The following is a 23,477-nucleotide window of genomic DNA, read 5'->3' on the forward strand; positions in this document are numbered from 1 at the left end:
GAATAAACCTGCTGCGCGCCCCGATCTCGCATCTGCGGTCCTCGACACGACCTCGGGGTGCTCGCTACGGTTTCTTCACCACTTCTGAAGCCCGCCATGAAAACCACGCAATTCCTTCTCACCGGCCTCGTTGCGCTATTCGCCACGGGCTCGGCCATGGCGCAGCAGCGCCCGATCCGCCTGGTCGTCCCCTACGCGGCCGGCGGGCCGATCGACGTCACGGCACGCGCGCTGGCGGAGCGCGTGCACGATTCGCTGGGCACGGTGATCATCGACAACAAGCCCGGCGCCGGCGGCAATATCGGGGCCGAAATGGTCGCCAAGGCAGCGCCCGACGGCCTCACCATCGGCATTGCGGCCACCGCGACCAATGCCGTCAATCCGTGGCTCTACAGGAAGATGCCGTTCAATGCGGCGACCGACTTCGCGCCCATCACGCAGATGGTCCGCGTGCCCAACGTGCTCGTGATGAACGCGCAATCGGCCGAGCGCCTGAACATCCACAACCTGCCCGAACTGATTGCCTACGCGAAGAAGAACCCCGGCAAGCTCAACTACGGCAGCGGCGGCAGCGGCAGCGCCGGCCATCTGGCGGGCGAGATGTTCAAGAAGGAAGCGGGCATCTTCGCGCTGCACATTCCGTACATCGGTGGCAATCCGGCACAGCTCGCACTGCTGTCGGGCCAGGTGGATTTCAACTTCGACAACCTGGCGACTGCCGCACCGAACATCCGCTCCGGCAAGCTCAAGGCGATTGCCGTGACCACCGCGCAGCGCAGCGCCGCGATACCCGACGTGCCGCCGGTGGCCGACACGCTCAAGGGCTTCTCGATCGACACCTGGTGGGGCCTTGTCGCACCCGCGGGCACGCCGCACGACGTGGTCATGAAACTGAACCAGGCCTTCGTGACAGCATTGAACTCGCCCGAAACAAAGACCCGCTTCGCCGGCCTGATGGCCGAGCCCGTGCCGACCACGCCCGAGCGATTCGGCGATTTCATGAAGAGCGAACTCGTCAAATACGAAAAGGTCGTCAAGGCCACAGGCGCCCAAGTCGACTGACCCCAAGCCTCCCCGACTCCATTCGTGAGATACCGCGGAACTGGCTCTGCCAGGCCGCTGGTGTCGCCCCCGGCGGGGGGTGGGAGGAGCGCTACGAAGTAGCGCGGAGCCTGGGGGCGAGCAACAATCCTTCCAGGCCGCTGGTGTCGCCCCCGGCGGGGGGTCGGAGGAGCGCTACGAAGTAGCGCGGAGCCTGGGGGCGAGCAACGTCACTCGCCAAGGTACGCCGCGCGAACCTTGGGATCGGTCAGCATGACCCTCGCGTCGCCGCTCATCGAGATCAATCCCGACTCCATTACATAGCCCCAATCGGCCAACTGCAACGCGCGATTTGCGTTCTGTTCCACCAGCACGATGGTCACGCCTTGCGCTGCCACCGTCTGCACTACCTCGAAGATCTTGTCGCACATGATCGGCGACAAGCCCATGGTGGGTTCGTCGAGCAGCAGCACCTTGGGCCGCGCCATCAGCGCGCGGCCCATGGCCAGCATCTGCTGCTCGCCGCCGGACATGGTGCCGGACAGTTGGTCCTTGCGTTCACGCAGGCGCGGGAAGGTCGTGAACACCTTTTCCATGTCCTCGGCAATGGCCGCCTTGTCGCTGCGCAAATAGGCGCCGATCTGCAGGTTCTCGGTGATCGTCATGCGCGTGAACACGCCACGGCCTTCCGGCACCATCACCAGGCCCTCGCCCACCAGGTCCCACGCGCCGCGGCCCTTGATGTTGCGGCCGAGGAATTCGATCTCGCCCGCCACCACCGGCAGCGTGCCGGTCACGGCCTTCATGGTGGTCGTCTTGCCGGCGCCGTTGGAGCCGATCAACGAAACCAGTTCGCCTTCGCGCACCTCGAAGTCCACGCCCTTGACGGCCTGGATCCCGCCATAGGCAACCTTCAGGCCTCGCACTTGCAGCAGCACCTTGCCAGCGTTGCGAGCGGTGGCAGCCACCGGCGCTGTCATTTCTGCGGTCGTCATCTCAATGTCCTCCGGTGCCGAGGTAGGCCTCGATCACCTTTTCATTCTTCTGCACGTCGGCGGGTATGCCCTCTGCAATCTGCTTGCCGTAGTCGAGCACCGTGAGCCGGTCGCACAGGCCCATGACGAGCTTTACGTCGTGCTCGATGATCAGCACCGTGCGGTTGTCGGCACGGATGCGGCTGATCAGTTCGCGCAGTTGGAGCTTCTCGGTCTGGTTCATGCCCGCGGCCGGCTCGTCGAGCGCGATGAGCTGCGGGTCGGTGGCCAGCGCGCGCGCGATCTCCAGGCGACGTTGGTCGCCATAGCTCAGCGTGCGAGCCTTGAATTCGGCGTACTTGCCCACGCCAACGTAGTCGAGCAGTTCCTGTGCGCGCTTCTTGATCGCTGCTTCTTCCGTCTTGAATGGACCCGTCCGAAAGATGGCGCCGACCACGCCCGAGTGCGTGCGAATGTGGCGCCCGACCATGACGTTCTCCAGCGCCGTCATGTCGGCGAAAAGGCGGATGTTCTGGAAAGTGCGCGCGATGCCGGCCTTGGCAACCTCATGCACCGCCGTCGGCCGATAGGGTTTGCCTGCGAGTTCGAAAGTACCGCTGTCGGGCGTGTAGAGCCCGGTGATGACGTTGAAGAACGTGGTCTTGCCGGCCCCGTTCGGTCCGATCAGGCCATACACCTGGCCGCGCTTGATGGTGATGCCGACGTCCGACAGGGCTTGCAACCCACCGAAGCGCTTGGAGATGCCGCGGACATCGAGGATGGTGTCTGTCATATTTTTTTCTCGTGCCGCTCAGGGGTTGATCGACATCGGACGCGATGGCTCGCCCGGCACTTCGTCGGCCGGTGTGTCCAGCACAACGCCTGCATGGTGGTGCGTCGGAGGTGGCGCCGCCGCGCCATTGCCGTTCTTGCGCACCTTTCCGTGCTCCGGCGAAGGCCAGAGACCCCGCGGACGTACCAGCATGATCACGATCATCGCCAGCGCGATGAACAACTGGCGCAGGATCGAAGAGTCCAGCCGGCCGCCCGTCGCTTCCTGCAGCGGGCCTGCCACATAGCGAAGGACTTCCGGCAGCGCCGACAACAGCACGGCCCCGAGAATCACGCCCGGCAAGTGGCCGATGCCGCCGAGCACGACCATCGCGACGATCATCACCGACTCCATCAGGCTGAAGGACTCCGGAGAGACGAAGTTCTGGAACGACGCGAACATGGCACCAGAGACTCCGCCAAAACTGGCGCCCATGCCGAAGGCCAGCAACTTCATGTTGCGCGTGTTGATGCCCATCGCCTTCGCGGCGATCTCGTCCTCGCGAATCGCCATCCAGGCGCGGCCCACGCGCGACAGCTGCAGACGGTGCGAGATCACCACCGTGAAGATCACGAGGAGCAGGAACAGGTAGTAGTAAAGCGATACCGACGAGATCGAGAAGTCGCCAAACAACTTGTGCGGCTTGCCGAAGCTGAATCCCAGGATGCCCACCGGATCGATCGCATCGAGGCCCTTGGGACCATTGGTGACGTTGACGGGATGGTCCAGCGTGTTCAGGAACACACGGATGATTTCACCGAAGCCGAGCGTCACGATGGCCAGGTAGTCACCGCGCAACCGCAGCGTCGGCGCACCGAGCAGCACGCCGAACAAGGCCGCCAGCACCAGCGCCATCGGAATCACGGCAAACAGCGAAACATGCAACCCGCCGGGAAACATGGCCTTGATGGCCGGGAAGGTATCGGTCAGGTGGGGCGAAGCGAGCAGCGCATACATGTACGCGCCGATTGCGAAGAAGGCCACATACCCCAGGTCCAGCAGGCCGGCGTAGCCCACCACGATATTGAGCCCCAGGGAAAGCAGCACGTACAGCAGCGCGATGTCGACGATGCGCACCCAGGCATTGCCCTGCGTTTGCAGCAGCAGCGGCAGCACCAGCAGGCCGAGTCCGGCGACCAGGAACCAGATGAAGTTCTTGTTTTTCATGATGGCGGCTCCTTATGCGCGGTCCGCCACACGTTCGCCGAGCAGGCCGGCAGGCCGCACCGTGAGCGTCAGGATCAGGATGACAAACGCGAAGATATCGCTGTGCTGGCTGCCCAGCACCCCGCCGGTGACGGTGCCGAGGTACCCGGCGCCGATGGCTTCGATCACGCCGAGCAGGATGCCGCCAACCACCGCACCAGCGAGGTTGCCGATGCCGCCGAACACCGCAGCCGTAAAGGCCTTGAGGCCGGGACCGAAACCCATCGCATGCTGCGCGATGCCGTAGTTGGACGCGTACATCACGCCGGCGATCGCGGCCAGCACGGCGCCGATGATGAAAGTCGCCGAGATCACCATGTCGGGGCGAATGCCCATCAGCGAGGCCACGCGCGGGTTCTCGGCCGTGGCGCGCATTGCGCGGCCCAGCTTGGTGTAGTTGACCAGCCAGGTCAGGACCGCCAGCGAGATCGCCGTGAGCACCAGGATCATGATCTGCGTCGGCGAAATCGAGGCGCCTCCGATGATGATCGGGTCGCTCGGCAGCAAGGTCGGGTAGGCCTTGTTGGTCGGACGCCAGATGATCATTGCGATCGTCTGCAGCAGGATCGACATGCCGATGGCGGTGATCAGGGGCGCGAGCTTGGGGCTGTTGCGCAGCGGCCGGTAGGCCACTTTTTCGATCACGAAGTTGAGCGTGGCTGCAACCACGCAAGCAATGATCAGCGCGATCAGCAAGATCAGCCAACCCGGCAGTCCCGGCGTGGCGTCTCTGATCAAGCCGATGATTGTCCAACTCGTCAACGCACCGACCATCAGGACTTCGCCGTGAGCGAAATTGATCAGGTTGATGATGCCGTACACCATGGTGTAGCCCAAGGCTATCAAGGCATACATGCTGCCGAGAACCAGACCGTTGATGATCTGCTGCAGCAATATTTCCATATAGAAAACCCTTTTCTTGTAGCACCGGTTGTCAGCGCAGCTCGCTTTGCAAGGAACCGATCGGGTGCCATGCACGCTAGCAAAAAGTCAGCCAACCTAATGAGTTGGCGACGGAGTGGGCGGGATTTTAGTCACGCTCATTCCCCGAATCGGTGCGCGCTTACCCGGGGATGGCCCTTCAGTCAGGTAGGGATTTGTCGATCTGCACGCCGCGTCCAAGGCGCGTGGTCAGGCTTCAATCAACATCGCCACTGTTGAGGCGGCGCAATTCGCGCAGCTTTTCGGCAATGCGAATCTCAAGCCCCCGCTCGACGGGCTCGTAGAACCGCTGGCCTTCCAGCCCCTCCGGCAAATAGCGCTCACCGGCCGCGAAGCCGCCGTCCTCGTCATGCGCATAGCGATAGCCCTTGCCGTAGTCGAGCTGTTTCATGAGCTTTGTCGGCGCATTGCGCAAGTGCATCGGCACGGGCCGCGTGGTGTCTTGCTTGACCAGCGCGCGCGCTGCGTTGTAGGCCTTGTAGACCGCATTCGACTTGGGTGCCATTGCGAGATAGATGACGCATTCGGCCAGCGCAAGCTCACCCTCCGGCGTGCCGAGCCGCTCGTAGACCTCCGCCGCGTCGAGCGCCAGGCGCAGCGCACGCGGATCGGCCAGCCCGATGTCTTCGCTCGCCATGCGAACCAGTCGCCGCGCCATGTAGCGCGGATCGGCGCCGCCGTCGAGCATGCGCACGAACCAGTAGAGCGAGGCATCGGGGTCGCTGCCGCGTACCGACTTGTGCAGCGCGCTGATGGTGTCGTAGAACTGCTCGCCGCCCTTGTCATAGCGTCGCATGCGCTCGCCGAGCACGCGCAGCAACCACTCGTCGCTGATCTGCGCGCGCTTCTCGGCCGCCGCCGCGACAGCCAGCGTCTCCAGCGTGTTGAGGAGCCGACGCGCGTCACCATCGGCATAGGCCACCAGGCGGTCGATGGCGGTCGTGTCGATGGCAGGCACCACGTTGATCTGCTGCGCTCGCGACACGATCTGCTTCAGGTCGTCGTCATTGAGCGGTTGCAGCACATACACGACAGCTCGCGACAGCAACGCGGAGTTGACCTCGAACGACGGGTTCTCCGTGGTCGCGCCAATGAAGGTGAAAAGGCCCGACTCCACGTGCGGCAGGAAGGCATCCTGCTGGCTCTTGTTGAAGCGGTGCACTTCATCGACGAAGACGATGGTGCGGCGCTGCTCCACGCCGTCACGTGCGACCAGTGCCCGCTCGACGGCATCGCGGATGTCCTTCACGCCGCCGAGCACCGCGCTGATGCTCAGGAACTGCGCATCGAACGCATCGGCCATCAACCGTGCGATCGTGGTCTTGCCGGTGCCGGGCGGCCCCCAGAGGATGCAGGAATGCGGTTGCCCCGATTCGAATGCAATGCGCAGCGACATGCCGGGACCGAGCAGATGCTGCTGGCCAATGACCTCGCCCAGCGTGCGCGGTCGAAGGCGCTCGGCAAGCGGCTGGTGCGGAGTGGACGCCACTTTGAGCGTGCTGCTATTGCTTGAGCACGTCCGCGCCCTTCGGCACCTTGAAGTTGAACGTTTCGGCGCCCAACGCCGGATTGATTTCAATCTTGCTGAACTTCAGCACCGAGCGCTGCCCGAAGCTGTCCAGTATCTCCAGCGAGGCCAGGCTCTCGCCCTGGAAGCCGACCAGCACGTTCTGCAACTGGCCGTCCTTGTTCCTGGGCGTCGCCTTGACCCATTCCAGGCCATCGCGCGCGGGGGCGCCTTCGAGCGTGAAGTCAGACTGCAGCGCATGCAAATCGGGCGCCGATGCGATCACCGCCGCGGGCGTCGAGCCGAGCGCCTGCGCCTGGGCGCGCTGGGTGACCTGGTTGAGGTCCGCGTCGTAGAGCCACAGCGTCTTGCCATCGGCCACGATCATTTGCGCGAACGGCTTCTGGTAGTCGAACTTGAACTTGCCCGGGCGCTGGAATTCGAAAGTGCCGGTCGAGGTCTTGGTGCGCGGAGGCTGGCCATCCCTGGAGGGCGAGGTCACGGTTTGCGTGAACTCCGCGCGACCGGACTTCACTCCCTTCACGAACGCTTCAAGGCTGTCCATTCCACCGGCCCATGCGGCGCTGACAGCCAGCATCCAACCGACTGCCACTGCATACTGCTTCTTCATCCGGATTCCCAGTTGACTCACTCGGCGCGCGCTGGCACCAATATCTCGCGCTGGCCGCTGCCACTCATGGCGCTGACCAGCCCTGCTTTTTCCATGTCCTCGACCAGCCGCGCGGCGCGGTTGTAGCCGATCTTCAGGTGGCGCTGCACCAGCGAAATGCTGGCCTTGCGGTTCTTGAGCACGACTTCGACCGCCTGGTCGTACATCGGGTCTTTCTCGGCGTCGCCGCCACCTTCGCCCATGAGATCGCCGTCGCCGTCGACGGTTCCGCCTTCCAGAACGCCGTCGATGTAGTCCGGCTCGCCCTGTGACTTCAGGTAGGCCACCACGCGATGCACTTCCTCATCGCTCACGAACGCACCATGCACGCGGATTGGCAAGCCCGTACCGCTCGGCATGTAAAGCATGTCACCCATTCCCAACAAGGCCTCGGCGCCCATCTGGTCAAGGATGGTGCGGGAGTCGATCTTGCTTGATACCTGGAACGCGATGCGGGTCGGGATGTTGGCCTTGATCAGGCCAGTGATCACATCGACGCTGGGCCGCTGCGTGGCCAGGATCAGGTGAATGCCAGCCGCACGCGCCTTCTGCGCCAAGCGCGCAATGAGTTCCTCGATCTTCTTGCCGACCACCATCATCAGGTCGGCCAGCTCGTCGATCACGACCACGATGTGCGGCTCGCGCTGCAGCGGCTCAGGCGAGTCGGGCGTCAGGCTGAACGGGTTGTAGACGAACTCCTCGCGCGCCTTGGCTTCATCGATCTTGGTGTTGTAGCCAGCCAGGTTGCGCACGCCGAGCTTGCTCATGAGCTTGTAGCGGCGCTCCATCTCGGCCACACACCAGTTGAGGCCGTGCGCCGCCTGCCGCATGTCGGTGACCACCGGCGCCAGCAAATGCGGGATGCCCTCGTAGACCGACATTTCCAGCATCTTCGGGTCGATCATCAGCAGCCGCACGTCACGCGCCTCTGCCTTGTAGAGCAGGCTCAGGATCATCGCGTTGATACCGACCGACTTGCCGGAACCCGTCGTACCGGCCACCAGCACGTGCGGCATCTTGGCCAGGTCGGCCACCACCGGATTACCGACGATGTCCTTGCCAAGCCCCATGGTCAGCAGCGACTTGCCTTCGTTGTAGATCTGCGAGCCCAGGATCTCGCTCAGCTTGATCGATTGGCGCTTGGCGTTCGGCAATTCGAGCGCCATGTAGTTCTTGCCTGGAATTGTCTCGACCACGCGGATCGACACCAGCGACAGCGACCGCGCCAGGTCCTTCGCCAGCCCGACGATCTGCGACCCCTTGACGCCCGTGGCCGGTTCGATTTCGTAGCGCGTGATCACCGGCCCCGGGGACGCCAGCACCACGCGCACCTCGACGCCGAAGTCCTTCAGCTTCTTCTCGATCATGCGCGACGTCATCTCGAGCGTGTCGGACGACACGGTCTCCTGACGAACCAAAGCCGCGTCGAGCAGATCGACCTGAGGCAGCTTGCTGTCGGGCAGTTCGCGGAACAAAGGCTTCTGGCGTTCCTTGGCCACGCGATCGCTCTTGGGAACATCGGCCAACGCTGGCTCGATCTGCACCGGCGGCGAGGCTGCACGCCGCTTCGGACGCGGCTCGATGCGCAACTCCTCGTCGGGCGCCTCGACGCCATCAGGCTGAGCCGCACGTTCGTCGGACGTCGTCTCGCGACGTTCGCGCACGGCCTTCTTGCCAAGTGCGATGTCTTCCGCGATCTCGCGCTTTTCGCGACGCGATTCAAACAGCGAATAGACCCTGGCCCCGATACGTTCGGCCAGTTGGCTCCATGAGAAACGAAACACCAGTGCCGTGCCGATCACGAGCACAGCGATCGCGATCAACGCGGACCCCGTGAACCCGACCCACTTGACGAAAAACGGCCCCAGCATGGAGCCCAGCACGCCGCCACCGTGCCCGCCAGGCAGCCGGAATTCCTGGGAATAGAGCCGCGACCATTCGAGCACGGCACTGGCCGCCAGCAAGAGCAGCAGACCGACCCAGAAGGCGATGCGGCTGCGATTGAAGCGCCCCGGCGGCGGCGTATCGGGCGACCCCGCCTCGCCACCGCGCAACCACGCGGCCAGCGACGAGAGCCAGACCCGCACGCCAGCGGCAAAGCACCACCAGATCGTGAAGCCCGCGAGAAAATAACTGCCGTCGGCCAGCCACGCACCGAACCGGCCGCCCCAGTTCTTGATGTCGCCACCAGTTCCCGATGTGGACCACGCCGCATCGGACGGGGTATAGCTGAACATCGACAGCAGCCAGAACAGCAGCACGGCAAAGCCGGCGATCAAGGTGATTTCGTGCGCAAAGCGCATTGCGCGCAAACGTACCGGCTGGCTGTCGGCCGCCGATGAAGAGTGGAGTGTGTTCAACGAATAAGTCATGCAATACAGAGCGCCTGCGCCGCACCGATGCGCGGACAGCACCCCATGACGATAACGGAAACTTGCGCGGCTGCGTTTTCAGTCCGGCGCCTGCAACACCTTCAGGTGAGCGTCGAGAGGCGATCCTTGACGATCATCGAGCCATCTGGCTGCGCCTGCACGAAACCGCGCTCCTCAAGATCCTTCATGACGCGGCTGACCATTTCTCGCGATGCACCGACCATCTTGGCCAGGTCCTGGCGCGATATCTTGTCGCGCACCTTGAGATTGCCGGCACCATCGTCCACGGCAAATTCCAGCAGCGAACGGGCGACGCGACCATAGACGTCCATCAGCGCCAACGATTCGATCTTGCGGTCGGCGTGGCGCAGGCGCCCAACCAGTCCGCGCATGATGTTGTAAGACATCGAGGCGTTCTCGGGCAGGCAGCGCGAAAAAGCCTCGCGTCCCAGCGTGAGCACATCGGTCTGCACCTCCGTGCGCACGGTCGCCGAGTGGGGCTCGTCGTCGATCAGGCTCATCTCGCCGATGTAGTCGCCCGGATGCAAGGTCGCCAGGATGACCTCGCGACCGCGGCTGTCGGTGCTCATCACCCGCGCCCGGCCCGTGAGGATGATGTAGAGCGCATCGGACTTCTTGCCCTGCTCCACCACAACTTCCGCACGCTTGAAGCGCTTCTTGACAATCGCGTCCGCAATGCTCGCCGATTGCGTTGGCGTCAGCGCGGCAAAGAGCGGCACCCGCCTCAACAATTCAAGGTTCGAAAGCATCGACATTCACTAACCCCCGTATGGCCCGCGCCGCACTCCAATTCCATGGATTCATACAATCGCGCGCATTGAGAACACCAACCCGTTCGGATGGATCGAACGGTGATACTTTTACTAATCACCCCAAAATGTACACGCTAAGACCGTGTAATTCCTAGGCTTTCTACTATGTCATCGACTCAACACGCCAAGGTCCTGATCCTTGGTTCCGGCCCAGCCGGCTATACGGCGGCCGTCTACGCGGCTCGCGCCAACCTCCAGCCCATGCTGATCACCGGCATCGCGCAGGGCGGACAACTCATGACCACCACCGAAGTCGACAATTGGCCGGCCGATGTGCAAGGCGTGCAAGGCCCGGAACTCATGCAGCGCTTTCTTGAGCATGCGGAGCGCTTCAAGACGCAAGTGGTCTTCGACCATATCAACAAGGTCGACTTGAGCGCGCGCCCGTTCGTCCTGACAGGCGACAGCGGCACGTACACCTGCGACGCACTGATCATCGCGACCGGTGCCTCGGCCAAGTACCTCGGCCTGCCTTCGGAAGAGTCGTTCATGGGTCGAGGTGTTTCCGGATGCGCCACCTGCGATGGCTTCTTCTATCGCGACCAGGAGGTCTGCGTGGTCGGCGGTGGAAATACGGCTGTCGAAGAAGCGCTCTATCTGTCCAACATCGCAAGCAAAGTCACGCTGGTGCACCGCCGCGACAAGTTCAAGGCCGAGCCGATCCTGGTCGACAAGCTCAACGAAAAGGCAGCCGAAGGGAAGATCGAACTCAAGGTGCACAACACGCTCGACGAAGTGCTGGGTGACGCCTCGGGCGTGACCGGCGTCCGCATCAGGAGCACCTTGACCGACGAGACGGAACAGATCGACCTCAAGGGCTGCTTCATCGCCATCGGCCATCATCCGAACACCGACATCTTCGAAGGCCAACTCGACATGAAGGGCGGCTACATCGTCACGCGCTCGGGCCTGCAGGGCTTCGCGACGATGACCAGCGTGCCCGGCGTATTTGCCGCGGGCGACGTACAGGACAACATCTACCGCCAAGCCATCACCAGTGCTGGCACAGGTTGCATGGCTGCGCTGGACGCGCAGCGCTTCCTGGAACAGGAATAAGCGGTCGCCTCGGATCCGGGCTATAATCTCTGGCTTTGCCGAACTCAGATACGCAGCCTTTTATGCGCGTCGCGGCAAAGCCGGGGTACCGCCACCCGTTTCTTGGCGAGGTCAAGCTGCAAAACACCCCGCAACGCCTTGTTGCGAGAGCCTCTCGGTTCATTGGGTGCCAGCTGTTCATGAAAGAGTGTCCACATGGCACGCGTATGTGAAGTCACGGGCAAGGGCCCGATGGTCGGGAACAATGTTTCCCACGCCAACAACAAAACCAAGCGCCGGTTCCTGCCGAACCTGCAATATCGTCGTTTCTGGGTCGAAACGGAAAACCGCTGGGTTCGCCTGCGTGTTTCGAGCGCTGCCCTGCGCCTGATCGACAAGAACGGCATCGACGCCGTGCTCGCAGACCTGCGCGCACGCGGCCAAGCCTAAGGAGCTGAATCATGGCAACGAGCAAAGGCGGACGCGAAAAGATCAAGCTGGAATCCACCGCGGGTACCGGCCACTTCTACACGACCAGCAAGAACAAGAAGACGATGCCTGAAAAGATGTCGATCATGAAGTTCGACCCCAAGGCGCGCAAGCACGTCGAATACAAGGAAATCAAGCTGAAGTAATTCGGCCTGTGCTTCCAAAAGAACCCGCTGCGATCCAGCGGGTTTTTTGTTGCCTGCGCGTCTGGCCGTAGGGCCGAGGAGCGTTCTTGCGCTGCCTTCAGATTAGGCGAGCAGCAAAAAGCCGGCACTGGGCCGGCTTTCTTTGGTTGGGCAGAAGCGGCCGTTCCGCCGCTTGCCCATCATCAGGTCAGTGCCGATCAGCCACGTGCAGCGCGCAGGCGGATCGAGAACTCGCGCAGGGCCGCGATACCGCTGGCTTCCGCGCGACGGCACCAGCCGGCCAAGTCGACAGCGAGTTGTTCGCGCGACTGGGTGGTGTTGAGCCAGAGCTGCCGCAACTCTTCGCGCATCGTGACCATCTTGTCGATCACCGGAGACGCAGCGCGGGCCTGAACCAGGTTGGAGCGAGCATCTGCCGGCACCTTGTCGTCGTCGCGATGCAACCAGCGATTGGCCGCCTTCAGCACCGAAAGATCGGCGCCCTTGGCCTTGAGTTGGGCCAGTTCCTCGTTGACGGTACGGCGCATTTCTCTGGCGTAGCCGGCCATGACTTCATAGCGATTGGCGATCACGGCTTCGAGCGTCTTCTCGTCGGCCACGGGCTGGATGTCGCCCATCAACATCTTCGGCGGCACCTTCTTGACCTTGGCCCAGCCGATTTTCTGCATCATCTGGATGTAGACCCAGCCGATGTCGAACTCGTACTTCTTGACCGAGAACTTGGCCGACGTCGGATAGGTGTGGTGGTTGTTGTGCAACTCTTCGCCGCCGATCAGCAGGCCCCAGGGCGAGATGTTGCGACTGGCATCAGGCGCCTCGAAGTTGCGATAGCCCCAGTAGTGACCGATGCCGTTGATGACGCCGGCGGCGGTGACCGGGATCCAGAGCATCTGGACAGCCCACACTGCCATGCCGAGCGCACCGAAGAGCGCCAGGTTGAGCACCAGCATCAGGCCGACGCCCTGCCAGCTGTAGCGGCTGTACAGATTGCGTTCGAGCCAGTCGTCGGGCGTGCCGTGACCATAGCGGTCGATGGTTTCCTTGTTCTTGGACTCGGTGCGATACAGTTCGGCGCCGCGCCAGAAAACTTCGTCGATGCCCTTGACTTGCGGGCTGTGCGGGTCGTCAACGGTTTCGCATTTGGCGTGGTGCTTGCGGTGAATGGCGACCCATTCCTTGGTCACCATGCCGGTGCCGAGCCACAGCCAGAAGCGGAAGAAGTGCGACGGGATCGGACCCAGATCCATGGCGCGGTGGGTTTGCGTGCGGTGCAGAAAGATGGTGACCGCGGCAATCGTGATATGCGTGGTGGCGAGCGTGTACAACACGATTTGCCACCATGTGAGGTCCCACAATCCGTGTCCGAGCCAGTCGATGGCCGCACTCAGAACGGCAGAGTCAGGAAGCATCATTGATCTAATTACTCCGTAGCCACACGAAGGTGCAGCTTGCTTGGTAGCCTGTTATTTTAAGGGTTTGTGCCTAAAAAAGGGGCTAAATCCTTGATCTATCGCGTGTTTTCGGCGTCTTTGGAGTCGCGTCCCTAGCCCCGCTACTTGCGTTTCCACACCGCCGCAAAGAAGCCGTCGGTCGAATGCAGGTGCGGCCAGAGGCGCAGGTATCGCAGGCCGGAATCGCCTCCGGAGCACAGGCTGGCCGCATTCTCCACCTTGAGGCCGGACAGGAGTTCGCCGACCTCCTGCATCTCGAAATCCGGGTTGGCCGCCGAAAACGCCTCGGCAATGGCCTCGTTTTCCTCGGGCAGGACGCTGCAGGTTGCGTAGATCAGGCGGCCGCCCGGCTTGAGGAGCCGCGCCGCGCCCTGCAGAATCGCCGTCTGCTTGACCGTCAACTCTGCCACCGACTTGGCCGATTGACGCCATTTGAGGTCGGGGTTGCGTCGCAGCGTGCCCAGGCCCGAGCACGGTGCATCGACCAGCACACGGTCGATCTTGCCGGCCAGCCGCTTGATCCGGTCGTCGCGCTCGTGCGCAATGGCGGCCGGGTGAACGTTGGACAGCTTGCTGCGCGCCAACCGCGGCTTGAGCGCGTCGAGTCGATGTGCCGAAGTGTCGAAAGCGTAGAGCCGCCCGGTGTTGCGCATGGACGCGCCAATGGCCAGTGTCTTGCCGCCAGCGCCGGCGCAGAAGTCAACGACCATCTCGCCGCGGTGCGCATCGAGCAGCAGCGCCAGCAATTGCGAACCCTCGTCCTGCACCTCGATGGCGCCGCGCGCAAAGGCGTCGATCTTGTTGATGGCCGGCTTGCCGTCGATACGCAGGCCCCAGGCGGAAAACGGCGTGGGTTTCGCGGGGATGCCTGCGACCTTCAGTTCCTTCTGCACATCCGCGCGCTTGTCGTTGAGCATGTTGACCCGCAGGTCAAGCGGTGCCGATTGCTGGAGGCTTTGCACCAGCGGCCAGAAGCCGTCGCCGAGTTGCGCCTTCAGCGGGTTCACGAGCCATTCCGGCAGGTTGTGGCGATGACGCTCCAGCAAGTCCGCCTCGTTGACGGCGTCGCAGTTGTCGAGCCAGCGTTTCTCGGTGTCGTTCAGCGCGCTTTTCAGGAAGTCGCGCGGTCCGTGAAAGCCGAGGATGGCCATCCGGCGTTCTTTGGCGCCGCTGCCGGAAGGCGAGAGGTGGTCGAACAGGAGCTTCTTTCGCAAGACGGTATAGACGGTTTCGGCCAGCGTGGCTCGCTCGCGCGGGCCGAACTCGCGGTGTTCGCGAAAGAAGCGCGAGACGACTGCGTCAGCCGGATGGTCGAACTTGAGGACGAGGCCGACCAGATCGGCGGTCGCCTCCAAAAGGGCTTTGGGGTGCATGGGGCAATTGTCCCATTGAGCCCCTTTCGCCCGATCTTGTCTGCGTCAGCGGCCGCGGGTCCAGACCGGTTCGAAGGCCTGCCGCTCGATCTGGTCCAGCGTAGGTGATTGACCGGCCCAGAGCACCAGTGCCGTTCCGGGAAGGCTCAACGAACGCTCGAGAGAGCGACACAAGTCGTATCGTTCGCTGTCGTCCAGATCCTCTGGCAGTTCGAGGAACACGATGTAGCAGCGCCGCCACGGGAACTCGCGCAGGTTCTTGCACACCACCCACGCCTTCTGGATCGGCTTGCAGCGCACGATGTCGGCTCGCAGTTCACCGACTTCGAATTCGCTGAGGTCGTGTCGCGCGATCTGGCTGAAATAGGGCGTGTCGACGATCTCTTCCCACGCGCGACGCTCGGCCTCCTCCGCATCCTTGCGACGAGCGCGCCAGTGCTGCAGTGCGATGGCGTCGTGCGGTCCACCGTCGGGATTCTCCAGCAAGCCCACCGCGTGTTGAGCAGCCCACCAGCGGCTTGGGGCGTCGGCGCCGTGCAGATCTTCGAGCAGTCGCAGGCCGCTTTCGCGGTCATGCACCGGAAGGAGCTGGATCATCCCGCGCAGCGCGCCGGCATGGTTCGGAGTGAGCGCGAGCGCGCGTTCGTAGCGGTCGCCGACCGGCGCATTCCTTTGGAGCCGGCGCTCCAGGTCGGCCCATTCGACCATTTCGTCGGCGTTGTGGCGCGCCGCGCACGCGGCCAGCACGCCGACGCGTTCGCGGATCCGGCCGAGCCATGCATGGTGCTGCTTCCAGTCATCGGCATGGCTGCGCTGCCATTCCTGGTCGAAATGCCCGATCCAGCGGTCCGGATCGGCCAGCAAATGCAGCGCGGACTTGCGCGACCATGACGGCAACTCGGGTCGGCGATCGAAGGCTTCCAGGCGGTCGCGCAACGCCGGGTGGGTGTCATCGACGTCGCTCACTCGGCTCAGCACGCTTCGCAGGGCCTGGCGCGCGAAGTCGGGCGCGGGCGCCTCCGCCATGCGCTCGCGCAGCGCGACAAAGGGGCCGATCACGACGTCGTCCTGTGCGGCGCGGGCCCAGTGCTCGGCCCAGAAATGTTCGGCATACCACTGGCCCTTGATGGCAACCTCGGTCAGCGCGTATGCCGCCACCTTGCTGCCCAGCAGCCAGGATGAAATGCGGTCGGCTTCGTACTCGTCCTGCCGGGCCAACGCAAAGGTGCGCGCGGCAAATCGTGGGAAGTACCAGCGGAAGAAGGCTTGCGATGCCAGCGCCATCACGCCTTCGTCGCGCTGCAGGCTGGCGTCGAGCTTGAGCCACGAGAGGCGCGTGCGGTAGATCCAGGCGCTGAGGCGGCCATGGTTTCCACGCAAATGGCCGTATTCGTGCGACAGCACCGACAGCACCCGGCGCCGGTCCAGCGCCATCAGCAGCGGCAGGCCGACGCACAGGCAGTTGACCGCGCCGCCGAAAAGCCCGTAGCGCGGCGTCTGGCGGATGCTGGCGTTGAACTGGTCGTCGACGTAGACCTCGTGGATGGGGGGGCCACCAATTTTTTGGCGGATGCGGTCGAGCGCCTCGAACAAGCCGGGGGCGTCCGCGCGTTCAAGGCGCATGCCGTCGGGCGCATCGAAGCGTACCCACAGCGCACGTAACGTGACCCAGAACAGGCCCGCGCCAAACGCCAGCGACCATAGCAGGCCGATGTGAAAGCTACCGTGCGCCACGGAGCCGAGCGCCCAGATGAACACCGCCAGGGCGAGTACCAGGCAGGCAATAACCCACACATAGCCCAGCGCGGCGAACAGCGCGACGCTGCGCCGGTAGCGCACACTGTCTTCCGCGCTGGCGTGCTCGCTCAGCCGGACGAGGTGAATGAAATCTGCCCGCTCCACAAACCACCTTCACAAAGCACATGCAAGACACGGACCTGCCGCCACTCATCGAAACCCCGCCCGGGCGCTACCGCCATTACAAAGGGGGCGAGTACGAGGTCATCGGCATCGTGCGCCACAGCGAAACGCTGGAGCCCATGACACTCTACCGCGCGCTCTACGGCGATTTTGGCCTCTGGGTGCGGCCGGCCGCGATGTTCGGCGAGATGGTCGAAATCGATGGCGTTGCGCAACCACGCTTCGCCAGGATCCGATGAAGATATAGCCGGTGGGCCCGTCACAACGGGCGCGTCCGGCTATTGGTTTCCATGTTGGGCAATCTCCAAGTCTCCCGGTGCACCTGGCTGACCACACCGGTCCACCAGACTATTGAAACATTCTGTCACATACTCAGCCGGCCAGCCATCCCTCGATCGCTTGAGCATAGATGCGATGTTCCTGGGTGAGCACGCGTGCCGCAAGCGCCGCAGCATCGTCGTCGGGCAGGATGGGAACCACCGCCTGCGCGAGGATCGGCCCATGGTCCAGTTCCGTCGTCACCTGATGCACAGTCACGCCGGCCACCTTGCAGCCGGCCTCGAGTGCGCGCCGGTGCGTGTGCAGGCCGGGGAACGCCGGCAGCAACGAGGGGTGGATGTTGATGAGTCGTCCGGCGTAGTGGGCGACGAACCCCGGCGTGAGAATGCGCATGAAGCCGGCGAGCACGACAAGTGCCGGAGCATGCTTGTCGATTTCCCTGGAGAGCGCTGCATCGAAATCCTCACGCGCCGCGAACTCGCGATGGTCGACCGCGGCAGTGGCAATACCCAGACCCCTTGCGATCTTCAAGCCGCCGGCCTCCGGCTTGTTGCTGATCACCGCCGCCACGCGGGCGTTGAATCGCTCGGCCCAGCGACCCTGCACGGCCGCGTGCGCGATGGCCGCCATGTTGGAGCCGCCGCCGGAAATCAGGATCACGATGTTCTTCTGCATTGGGCGCGGATTATCCAGACACAATCTCTTGTCGCCGCGTGGACACCTTGTTTGCGCACGATCGTGCTAAAAATCGTTTCGAAACGGAGACAGCCGCCATTCGGCGGCGCCGGACACATCTATCTGATAGCGAGGCACGCATGGATTTGAGCTTCACACCCGAGGAACAGAAGTTCCGCGAAGAGATTCGCGCATGGGTCAAGAAAAACCTCCCGAAGGACATCTCTCACAAGGTCCACAACGCGCTCGAACTGACGCGCGACGATATGCAGAATTGGGCCAAGATCCTCGGCTCGAAGGGCTGGCTTGGTTACGGCTGGCCGGCCAAGTTCGGCGGCCCGGGCTGGACCGCAGTGCAGAGGCACCTGTTCGAAGAGGAATGCGCGCTGGCTGGCGCACCGCGGATCGTTCCGTTCGGCCCGGTGATGGTCGCGCCGGTGATCCAGGCCTTCGGCAACGCGGAACAGCAAAAGCGCTTCCTGCCCGGCATCGCCAGCGGTGAAGTCTGGTGGAGCCAGGGCTACAGCGAACCGGGTTCGGGCTCCGACCTGGCGTCGGTCAAGACCAAGGCCGAGCGCAAGGGCGACAAATACATCGTCAACGGGCAGAAGACCTGGACCACCCTCGGCCAGCACGGCGACTGGATGTTCAACCTTGTGCGCACGAGCAACGAAGGCAAGCCGCAAACCGGCATCAGCTTCCTGCTGCTCGACATGAAGTCGCCGGGCGTGACAGTGCGCCCGATCAAGCTGATCGACGGCGGCCATGAAGTCAATGAAGTGTTCTTCGACAACGTCGAAGTGCCGGCGGAGAACCTGATCGGGGAGGAGAACAAGGGCTGGACCTATGCCAAGCACCTGCTCTCGCACGAACGCACCAACATCGCCGACGTGAACCGCGCCAAACGCGAGCTGGAGCGGCTCAAGCGCATCGCCAAACAGGAGGGCGTGTGGGAGGAGCAGCGCTTCCGCGACGAGATCGCCAAGCTCGAAGTCGACATTGTCGCGCTCGAGATGATGGTGCTGCGCGTGCTTTCGGCCGCCACCTCGGGCAAGAATTCCCTCGACGTCGCAGGCTTGCTCAAGATCCGCGGGAGCGAGATCCAGCAGCGCTACAGCGAACTCATGATGCTCGCGGGCGGCCCCTACTCCCTGCCGCTGGTGCGGGAGGCGATGGAAGCCGGCTGGCAAGGCAATTTCCCGGGCGGCCAGGTGACCCTGGCGCCGCTCGCATCGACCTACTTCAACATGCGCAAGACCACCATCTACGGTGGCAGCAACGAAGTGCAACGCAACATCGTTGCGCAAACCGTCCTGGGCTGAGGAGACACACAAGATGGATTTCAATTTTTCTGACGACCAGGAACAACTGCGCGACGCCGTTCGCAAATGGGTCGACAAGGGCTATAGCTTCGAACGCCGCCGCGCCACGGAAGCCGCCGGCGGTTTCTCGCGCGATGCGTGGGACGAACTTGCCGAACTGGGCCTGGCCGGCCTCTACATCCCCGAGGACGACGGCGGCATGGGGATGGGACCGGTCGAGGGCATGGTCGTGATGGAAGAACTCGGCCGGGGCATTGTGCTGGAGCCGCTGGCGCAGGCGCTGATTTCGGGTGCCGTGCTCTCCAATTACGCGGACGAGGCACTGAAGGAAAACTGGCTGCCGCGCATCGCCGGCGGACAGGCGCTCGTGGTGCTCGCCTACCAGGAACGCAAGGCGCGCTACACGCTGGACCGCTGCGATGCCAAGGCTGCCGCAACCGGCGACGGCTACACGGTGACGGGCGAAAAGAGCATCGTGCCAGTAGGCGACGAAGCCGAAGCCTACATCGTGCCGGCACAACTCGACGGCAAGATCGCCCTCTTCCTGGTCGAGCGATCGGCCAGTGGCGTTGAATCACGTGGGTATGGCATGCAGGATGGCGGTCGCGGCGCCGAAGTTGTATTCGACAAGGCAGCCGCCACGCTGATCACGAAGGACGGCCTCGCCGCCCTCGAATACGCGGTGGACATCGGTATTGCCGCGACTTGCGCCGAAGCCGTCGGCGTGATGGACAAGACCGTCGACGTGACCGTCGACTACATGAACCAACGCAAGCAATTCGGCGTGACGATCGCGACCTTCCAGGCCCTGCGCCACCGCGTCGCCGACATGAAGATGCAGCTCGAACTGGCACGCTCCATGAGCTACTACGCCACGCTGAAGCTCAACGCCCCGGCTGCGGAACGTCGTCAGGCGATGGCGCGTGCCAAGTACCAACTCGGTCTGGCGATGCGCTTCGTGGGCCAGAACGCGGTGCAACTGCACGGCGGCATCGGCGTGACGGACGAATACATCGCCAGCCACTACTTCCGCAAGTTGACGCAGATGGAGATGCAGTATGGCGATTCGCTGCATCACCTGGGCGAGGTGTCCGCTCGCATGGCCGACACGGCGGGTGTTTTCGCATAGGATTGTTGCTCGCCCCCAGGCTCCGCGCACTTCGTGCGCTCCTCCCTCCCCCTGCCGGGGGCAACGCCGACGGCCCGGCAAAGCCGGTTCCGTGGCGTTTCTGGCATCTACTGAGGACGGTTTGACTGGATCGGACAACGTAAATGCTCAACCGTCGTGAACTCGTCGTTTCCGGTGTCGCTACGTCGTTCCTCGCCGGGTGCGCTGCCCTGCCGCCGTCCGGCGATCGCTCGCCGATCGTGTTCGTGCATGGCAACGGCGACTCGGCGGCGGTGTGGCAAAGCACGATCTGGCGGTTCGAGTCGAATGGCTGGCCGCGCGAGCGGTTGTTCGCGCTCGATCAACCCATGCCGCTGGCGCGAGACGATGACACAGTGGCACAGCCCGGGCGCTCGTCGACGGCCGAATCGCTGGCCTTCCTGCGGGCGGAAGTCGATCGGGTACTGAAGACGACCGGCGCGACCAAGGTCATCCTGGTGGCCAACTCGCGGGGCGGAAACACGGTGCGCAACTATGTGCAGAACGGCGGCGGCGCGGCACGGGTCAGCCATGCGGTGCTCGGGGGAACGCCGGCGCACGGCGTTTGGGCGGTGAAGGGTTTCAATGAGCAGAACGAGTATTCGGGCTTGTCCACGTTCATGCAGCAGCTCAATGCACCCAAGGGTCCGGGCGGCGATGAGGTGACGCCGGGCGTGCGTTGGCTGACGCTGCGCTCGGACAACAACGACAAGTACGCGCAACCCGACGGCGCAATGATCGGCGCGCCGGGCCAACCGACGAACATCGGCTACGACGCGCCGGCGCTGAAGGGCGCGACGAATGTCGTGCTGCCACGCGTCGACCACCGCGAGGCGGCGCTCTCACCTGCGGCATTCGGGGCGACCTGGATGTTCCTGACGGGCGCGGCGCCGGCGCGCACCGACATCGCAGCCGAGGCCGATATCGTGCTGGACGGCCGGGTCACGGGCCTCGGACTGTCAAGCACCGATCCGGCGAGTGGCGCCTTTCCGAACAACCTTCCCGTCGTCGGCGCGCAAGTTGCCGTGTATGCGACCGACCCTGCCAGCGGCGCGCGCCAAGGTGACGCGGTGCATCGCAAGACGGTTGGCGCCGACGGCCGCTGGGGGCCTTTCCAGGCAAAGCCCGGCCTGGCGTACGAATTCGAGATCAGCGCGGCGGGCTATGCCACCACGCATGTCTTCCGCAGCCCGTTCCCGCGCAGCAGCGGCATCGTGAACCTGCAACCGACTCGCATCCTTCCGGCGGACAGCGACGCGCGGGCCATCGTTGTCTTCTCGCGACCGCGTGGCTATTTCGATGCGCAGCGCGACACGATGCGCTTCGACGGCAAGGCGACGCTGCCCGGTGTCCCACCAAGGGGCGCCGGCGTGTCGACGTCGAAACTCAAGCTGGACAGCGACATGCCACGCGCGGTCTCGGGCGAGTTCAATGGCGAGCGCATCACCGGGCTCGTCTGGCCCGCTGCGCCGGGTCACGTGACCGTGCTGGAACTGACCTACTGAAGGGAGAAGCGCGCTACCCGTGCAGTCTGGAGCTGTGCGGCAAATGCGCCATCAGGAACTCCATCTGGTCGGCCAGGATGCGGCGGTTGCGCAAGATGAAGTCTTCCCACAGGCTCGGCACGTACGGTGCGTAGAGCAGCGGCATGTTGGCCTGCTCCGGCGTACGGCTGCTCTTGCGATGGTTGCAGGGCTTGCAGGCCGTGACTACGTTCATCCACACGTCGACGCCCTTCTGCGCAAACGGGATGATGTGCTCGCGCGTCAGGTCTTCCTCGTGAAAATGTCCGCCGCAATATGCGCAGATGTTGCGGTCACGCGCGAACAGCTTGCTGTTAGTCAGGCCCGGCCGCTGAGTAAAGGGGTTGATGCGCGGCACGCCCTTGGTGCCAATGATGCTGTTGATGACGATCTGTGACTGCAGGCCCGTTCGCGCATTGTGTCCGCCGCGGAACAACGCGATCTCGCCGCCGGCTTCCCAGCGCACTTCGTCGGCGGCGTAGTGAGTCACCGCCTGTTCGAGCGAAATCCACGATTGGGGCAGCCCTTGGGCCGACAGCTTCAAGACCTTCACCACAACGCCTCCAGAAAGACGGACCACGGAGAGAGACCAGAAAGATCAGTGCAAGGAACGGGCCGGAAACAGCCGCTTTCGTTGCACTGCGTCACAATATACCGGCTTTATGACAATATGCCCCGTGTGTGCCCATTCTGCGGGCGCAGCGTGCTATCAAAAAGATACCAACAATGCAGGTTTTTCGCGGGTTCCGGCATCCCGGCATCGCGCCGGCATGCGCCCTCACCATCGGCAACTTCGACGGCGTGCACCGTGGCCACCAGGCCATGCTGGCGCTGCTCAACACCGAGGCGCGCCATCGCGGGCTACCCAGCTGTGTGCTGACTTTCGAACCCCATCCGCGCGATTACTTCGCCGCGCTCACCAAAAAGCCCGAACTGGCACCCGCGCGCGTCGGCACGCTGCGCGACAAGCTCACCGAGCTGGCCGCCTGCGGCGTCGACCAGACCGTGGTCCTGCCCTTCGATGCGCGCCTGGCCGGCCAGGCGCCCGATGAGTTCGTCGACCGCGTGCTGGTCAATGGCCTGGGCGCCCGCTACGTATTGGTAGGGGACGATTTCCGCTTCGGCGCCAAGCGTGCGGGCGACTATGCGACGCTCGATGCGGCCGGCGACGCGCGGGGCTTCGACGTGGCGCGCATGCAGAGCTACGAGGTGCATCGCATGCGCGTGTCGAGCTCTGCCGTGCGCGAAGCCCTTGGCAAGGGCCGCATGCCCGACGTTCAGTCGCTGCTGGGACGGCCCTACAGCATCAGCGGCCACATCGTGCACGGCCGCAAGCTGGGCCGCACGCTGGGCTTTCCGACGCTCAACCTGCGCTTCAAGCACTGGAAGCCAGCGGCCAGCGGCATCTTCGCGGTGCTGGTGCACGGCCTGGTCGACCGGCCGATTCAGGGTGTCGCCAATCTCGGTGTTCGTCCGTCGCTCGATGCCAATGACGTCAACGCCGGCCGCGTGCTGCTGGAGACGCACTGTCTCGAATGGCCGGCTGATCTCGCCAGCGAAGAGGCCTACGGTAAAATCGTCCGCGTGGAACTGCTGCACAAACTGCACGACGAATTGCGCTACACCAGCCTGGAGGCCCTGACTGCGGGCATCGCCAAGGATGGCGACGATGCACGCGCGTTCTTCGCTTCCACCCATCGCCAGACCACGCGCGACCGAATTTAGAGCGGAACCTTCGCT

Annotated in this window: 22 protein-coding genes; 9 read left to right on the top strand and 13 right to left on the bottom strand. The window is 63.7% G+C overall.

Annotated features, from left to right (window positions below; translation table 11 throughout):
• Positions 1-96 precede the first annotated feature (96 nt).
• Positions 97-1,062 carry a Bug family tripartite tricarboxylate transporter substrate binding protein gene (locus WKW80_RS15685; RefSeq protein ID WP_340364497.1) on the top strand — a complete coding sequence of 322 codons (966 nt, stop codon included), beginning with the start codon at positions 97-99 and terminating at the stop codon, positions 1,060-1,062.
• Positions 1,063-1,271: 209 nt separating this feature from the next.
• Here the strand turns inward: WKW80_RS15685 and WKW80_RS15690 are convergent, their stop codons facing one another.
• The 8 genes from WKW80_RS15690 to WKW80_RS15725 form a co-directional block, all read right to left on the bottom strand.
• Positions 1,272-2,036 (bottom strand): ABC transporter ATP-binding protein, encoded by a 765-nt coding sequence (locus WKW80_RS15690; RefSeq protein ID WP_340364498.1) that lies wholly within the window; start codon positions 2,034-2,036, stop codon positions 1,272-1,274.
• Between the two features lies 1 nt (position 2,037).
• Positions 2,038-2,808 (bottom strand): ABC transporter ATP-binding protein, encoded by a 771-nt coding sequence (locus tag WKW80_RS15695; protein ID WP_340364499.1) that lies wholly within the window; start codon positions 2,806-2,808, stop codon positions 2,038-2,040.
• Positions 2,809-2,826: 18 nt separating this feature from the next.
• Positions 2,827-4,014 (bottom strand): branched-chain amino acid ABC transporter permease, encoded by a 1,188-nt coding sequence (locus WKW80_RS15700; RefSeq protein ID WP_340364500.1) that lies wholly within the window; start codon positions 4,012-4,014, stop codon positions 2,827-2,829.
• Positions 4,015-4,026: 12 nt separating this feature from the next.
• Positions 4,027-4,956, bottom strand: coding sequence for a branched-chain amino acid ABC transporter permease (locus WKW80_RS15705; protein WP_340364501.1), 930 nt, complete (start codon positions 4,954-4,956; stop codon positions 4,027-4,029).
• 235 nt (positions 4,957-5,191) lie between these two features.
• Complete coding sequence (locus WKW80_RS15710) at positions 5,192-6,484, bottom strand: replication-associated recombination protein A (protein ID WP_340364502.1); 1,293 nt, start codon at positions 6,482-6,484, stop codon at positions 5,192-5,194.
• A 13-nt stretch (positions 6,485-6,497) separates the two neighbouring features.
• Positions 6,498-7,133 (bottom strand): outer membrane lipoprotein periplasmic chaperone LolA, encoded by a 636-nt coding sequence (gene lolA, locus WKW80_RS15715; protein ID WP_340364503.1) that lies wholly within the window; start codon positions 7,131-7,133, stop codon positions 6,498-6,500.
• Positions 7,134-7,150: 17 nt separating this feature from the next.
• Positions 7,151-9,544, bottom strand: coding sequence for a DNA translocase FtsK (locus WKW80_RS15720; RefSeq protein ID WP_340364504.1), 2,394 nt, complete (start codon positions 9,542-9,544; stop codon positions 7,151-7,153).
• Between the two features lie 101 nt (positions 9,545-9,645).
• On the bottom strand, positions 9,646-10,320 hold the full coding sequence (locus WKW80_RS15725) for a Crp/Fnr family transcriptional regulator (protein WP_340364505.1): 675 nt from the start codon (positions 10,318-10,320) through the stop codon (positions 9,646-9,648).
• A 162-nt stretch (positions 10,321-10,482) separates the two neighbouring features.
• Here WKW80_RS15725 and trxB point away from each other — a divergent pair, with 162 nt between their 5' ends.
• From trxB to rpmG, 3 genes are all read left to right on the top strand, one after another.
• Positions 10,483-11,433: a thioredoxin-disulfide reductase gene (gene trxB, locus WKW80_RS15730; protein WP_340364506.1), complete on the top strand. Its 951-nt coding sequence runs from the start codon at positions 10,483-10,485 to the stop codon at positions 11,431-11,433.
• A 195-nt stretch (positions 11,434-11,628) separates the two neighbouring features.
• Positions 11,629-11,862: a 50S ribosomal protein L28 gene (gene rpmB / locus WKW80_RS15735; protein ID WP_028251282.1), complete on the top strand. Its 234-nt coding sequence runs from the start codon at positions 11,629-11,631 to the stop codon at positions 11,860-11,862.
• Positions 11,863-11,873: 11 nt separating this feature from the next.
• On the top strand, positions 11,874-12,047 hold the full coding sequence (rpmG, locus tag WKW80_RS15740) for a 50S ribosomal protein L33 (RefSeq protein ID WP_007830291.1): 174 nt from the start codon (positions 11,874-11,876) through the stop codon (positions 12,045-12,047).
• A 197-nt stretch (positions 12,048-12,244) separates the two neighbouring features.
• Here the strand turns inward: rpmG and WKW80_RS15745 are convergent, their stop codons facing one another.
• The 3 genes from WKW80_RS15745 to WKW80_RS15755 form a co-directional block, all read right to left on the bottom strand.
• Complete coding sequence (locus tag WKW80_RS15745; RefSeq protein WP_340364507.1) at positions 12,245-13,459, bottom strand: DesA family fatty acid desaturase; 1,215 nt, start codon at positions 13,457-13,459, stop codon at positions 12,245-12,247.
• Positions 13,460-13,599: 140 nt separating this feature from the next.
• Complete coding sequence (locus WKW80_RS15750; RefSeq protein WP_340364508.1) at positions 13,600-14,871, bottom strand: RsmB/NOP family class I SAM-dependent RNA methyltransferase; 1,272 nt, start codon at positions 14,869-14,871, stop codon at positions 13,600-13,602.
• 45 nt (positions 14,872-14,916) lie between these two features.
• Positions 14,917-16,773 (bottom strand): M48 family metallopeptidase, encoded by a 1,857-nt coding sequence (locus WKW80_RS15755; protein ID WP_340364509.1) that lies wholly within the window; start codon positions 16,771-16,773, stop codon positions 14,917-14,919.
• A 20-nt stretch (positions 16,774-16,793) separates the two neighbouring features.
• Here WKW80_RS15755 and WKW80_RS15760 point away from each other — a divergent pair, with 20 nt between their 5' ends.
• Complete coding sequence (locus WKW80_RS15760) at positions 16,794-17,030, top strand: DUF1653 domain-containing protein (RefSeq protein ID WP_340364510.1); 237 nt, start codon at positions 16,794-16,796, stop codon at positions 17,028-17,030.
• A 133-nt stretch (positions 17,031-17,163) separates the two neighbouring features.
• On the opposite strand, the gene purN is transcribed toward WKW80_RS15760, so the two are convergent.
• Positions 17,164-17,745 (bottom strand): phosphoribosylglycinamide formyltransferase, encoded by a 582-nt coding sequence (purN, locus tag WKW80_RS15765; protein ID WP_340364511.1) that lies wholly within the window; start codon positions 17,743-17,745, stop codon positions 17,164-17,166.
• A 140-nt stretch (positions 17,746-17,885) separates the two neighbouring features.
• Here purN and WKW80_RS15770 point away from each other — a divergent pair, with 140 nt between their 5' ends.
• The 3 genes from WKW80_RS15770 to WKW80_RS15780 all read left to right on the top strand — a co-directional run bounded on the left by WKW80_RS15770 (position 17,886) and on the right by WKW80_RS15780 (position 21,719).
• Complete coding sequence (locus WKW80_RS15770; protein ID WP_340364512.1) at positions 17,886-19,067, top strand: acyl-CoA dehydrogenase family protein; 1,182 nt, start codon at positions 17,886-17,888, stop codon at positions 19,065-19,067.
• Positions 19,068-19,080: 13 nt separating this feature from the next.
• Positions 19,081-20,196, top strand: a complete 1,116-nt coding sequence (locus WKW80_RS15775; RefSeq protein ID WP_340364513.1) for an acyl-CoA dehydrogenase family protein — start codon at positions 19,081-19,083, stop codon at positions 20,194-20,196.
• 143 nt (positions 20,197-20,339) lie between these two features.
• Complete coding sequence (locus WKW80_RS15780; RefSeq protein WP_340364514.1) at positions 20,340-21,719, top strand: alpha/beta fold hydrolase; 1,380 nt, start codon at positions 20,340-20,342, stop codon at positions 21,717-21,719.
• Between the two features lie 13 nt (positions 21,720-21,732).
• Here WKW80_RS15780 and WKW80_RS15785 read toward each other — a convergent pair whose 3' ends face one another.
• Positions 21,733-22,290 carry an HNH endonuclease gene (locus tag WKW80_RS15785; RefSeq protein WP_340364515.1) on the bottom strand — a complete coding sequence of 186 codons (558 nt, stop codon included), beginning with the start codon at positions 22,288-22,290 and terminating at the stop codon, positions 21,733-21,735.
• A 173-nt stretch (positions 22,291-22,463) separates the two neighbouring features.
• On the opposite strand from WKW80_RS15785, the gene WKW80_RS15790 reads away from it, so the two are divergent.
• A complete protein-coding gene (locus WKW80_RS15790; RefSeq protein WP_340364516.1) occupies positions 22,464-23,462 on the top strand; it encodes a bifunctional riboflavin kinase/FAD synthetase in 999 nt (332 codons plus the stop codon).
• Positions 23,463-23,477 lie beyond the last annotated feature (15 nt).

The organism is Variovorax humicola (genome assembly GCF_037889915.1).
Taxonomy (GTDB): domain Bacteria; phylum Pseudomonadota; class Gammaproteobacteria; order Burkholderiales; family Burkholderiaceae_C; genus Variovorax; species Variovorax humicola.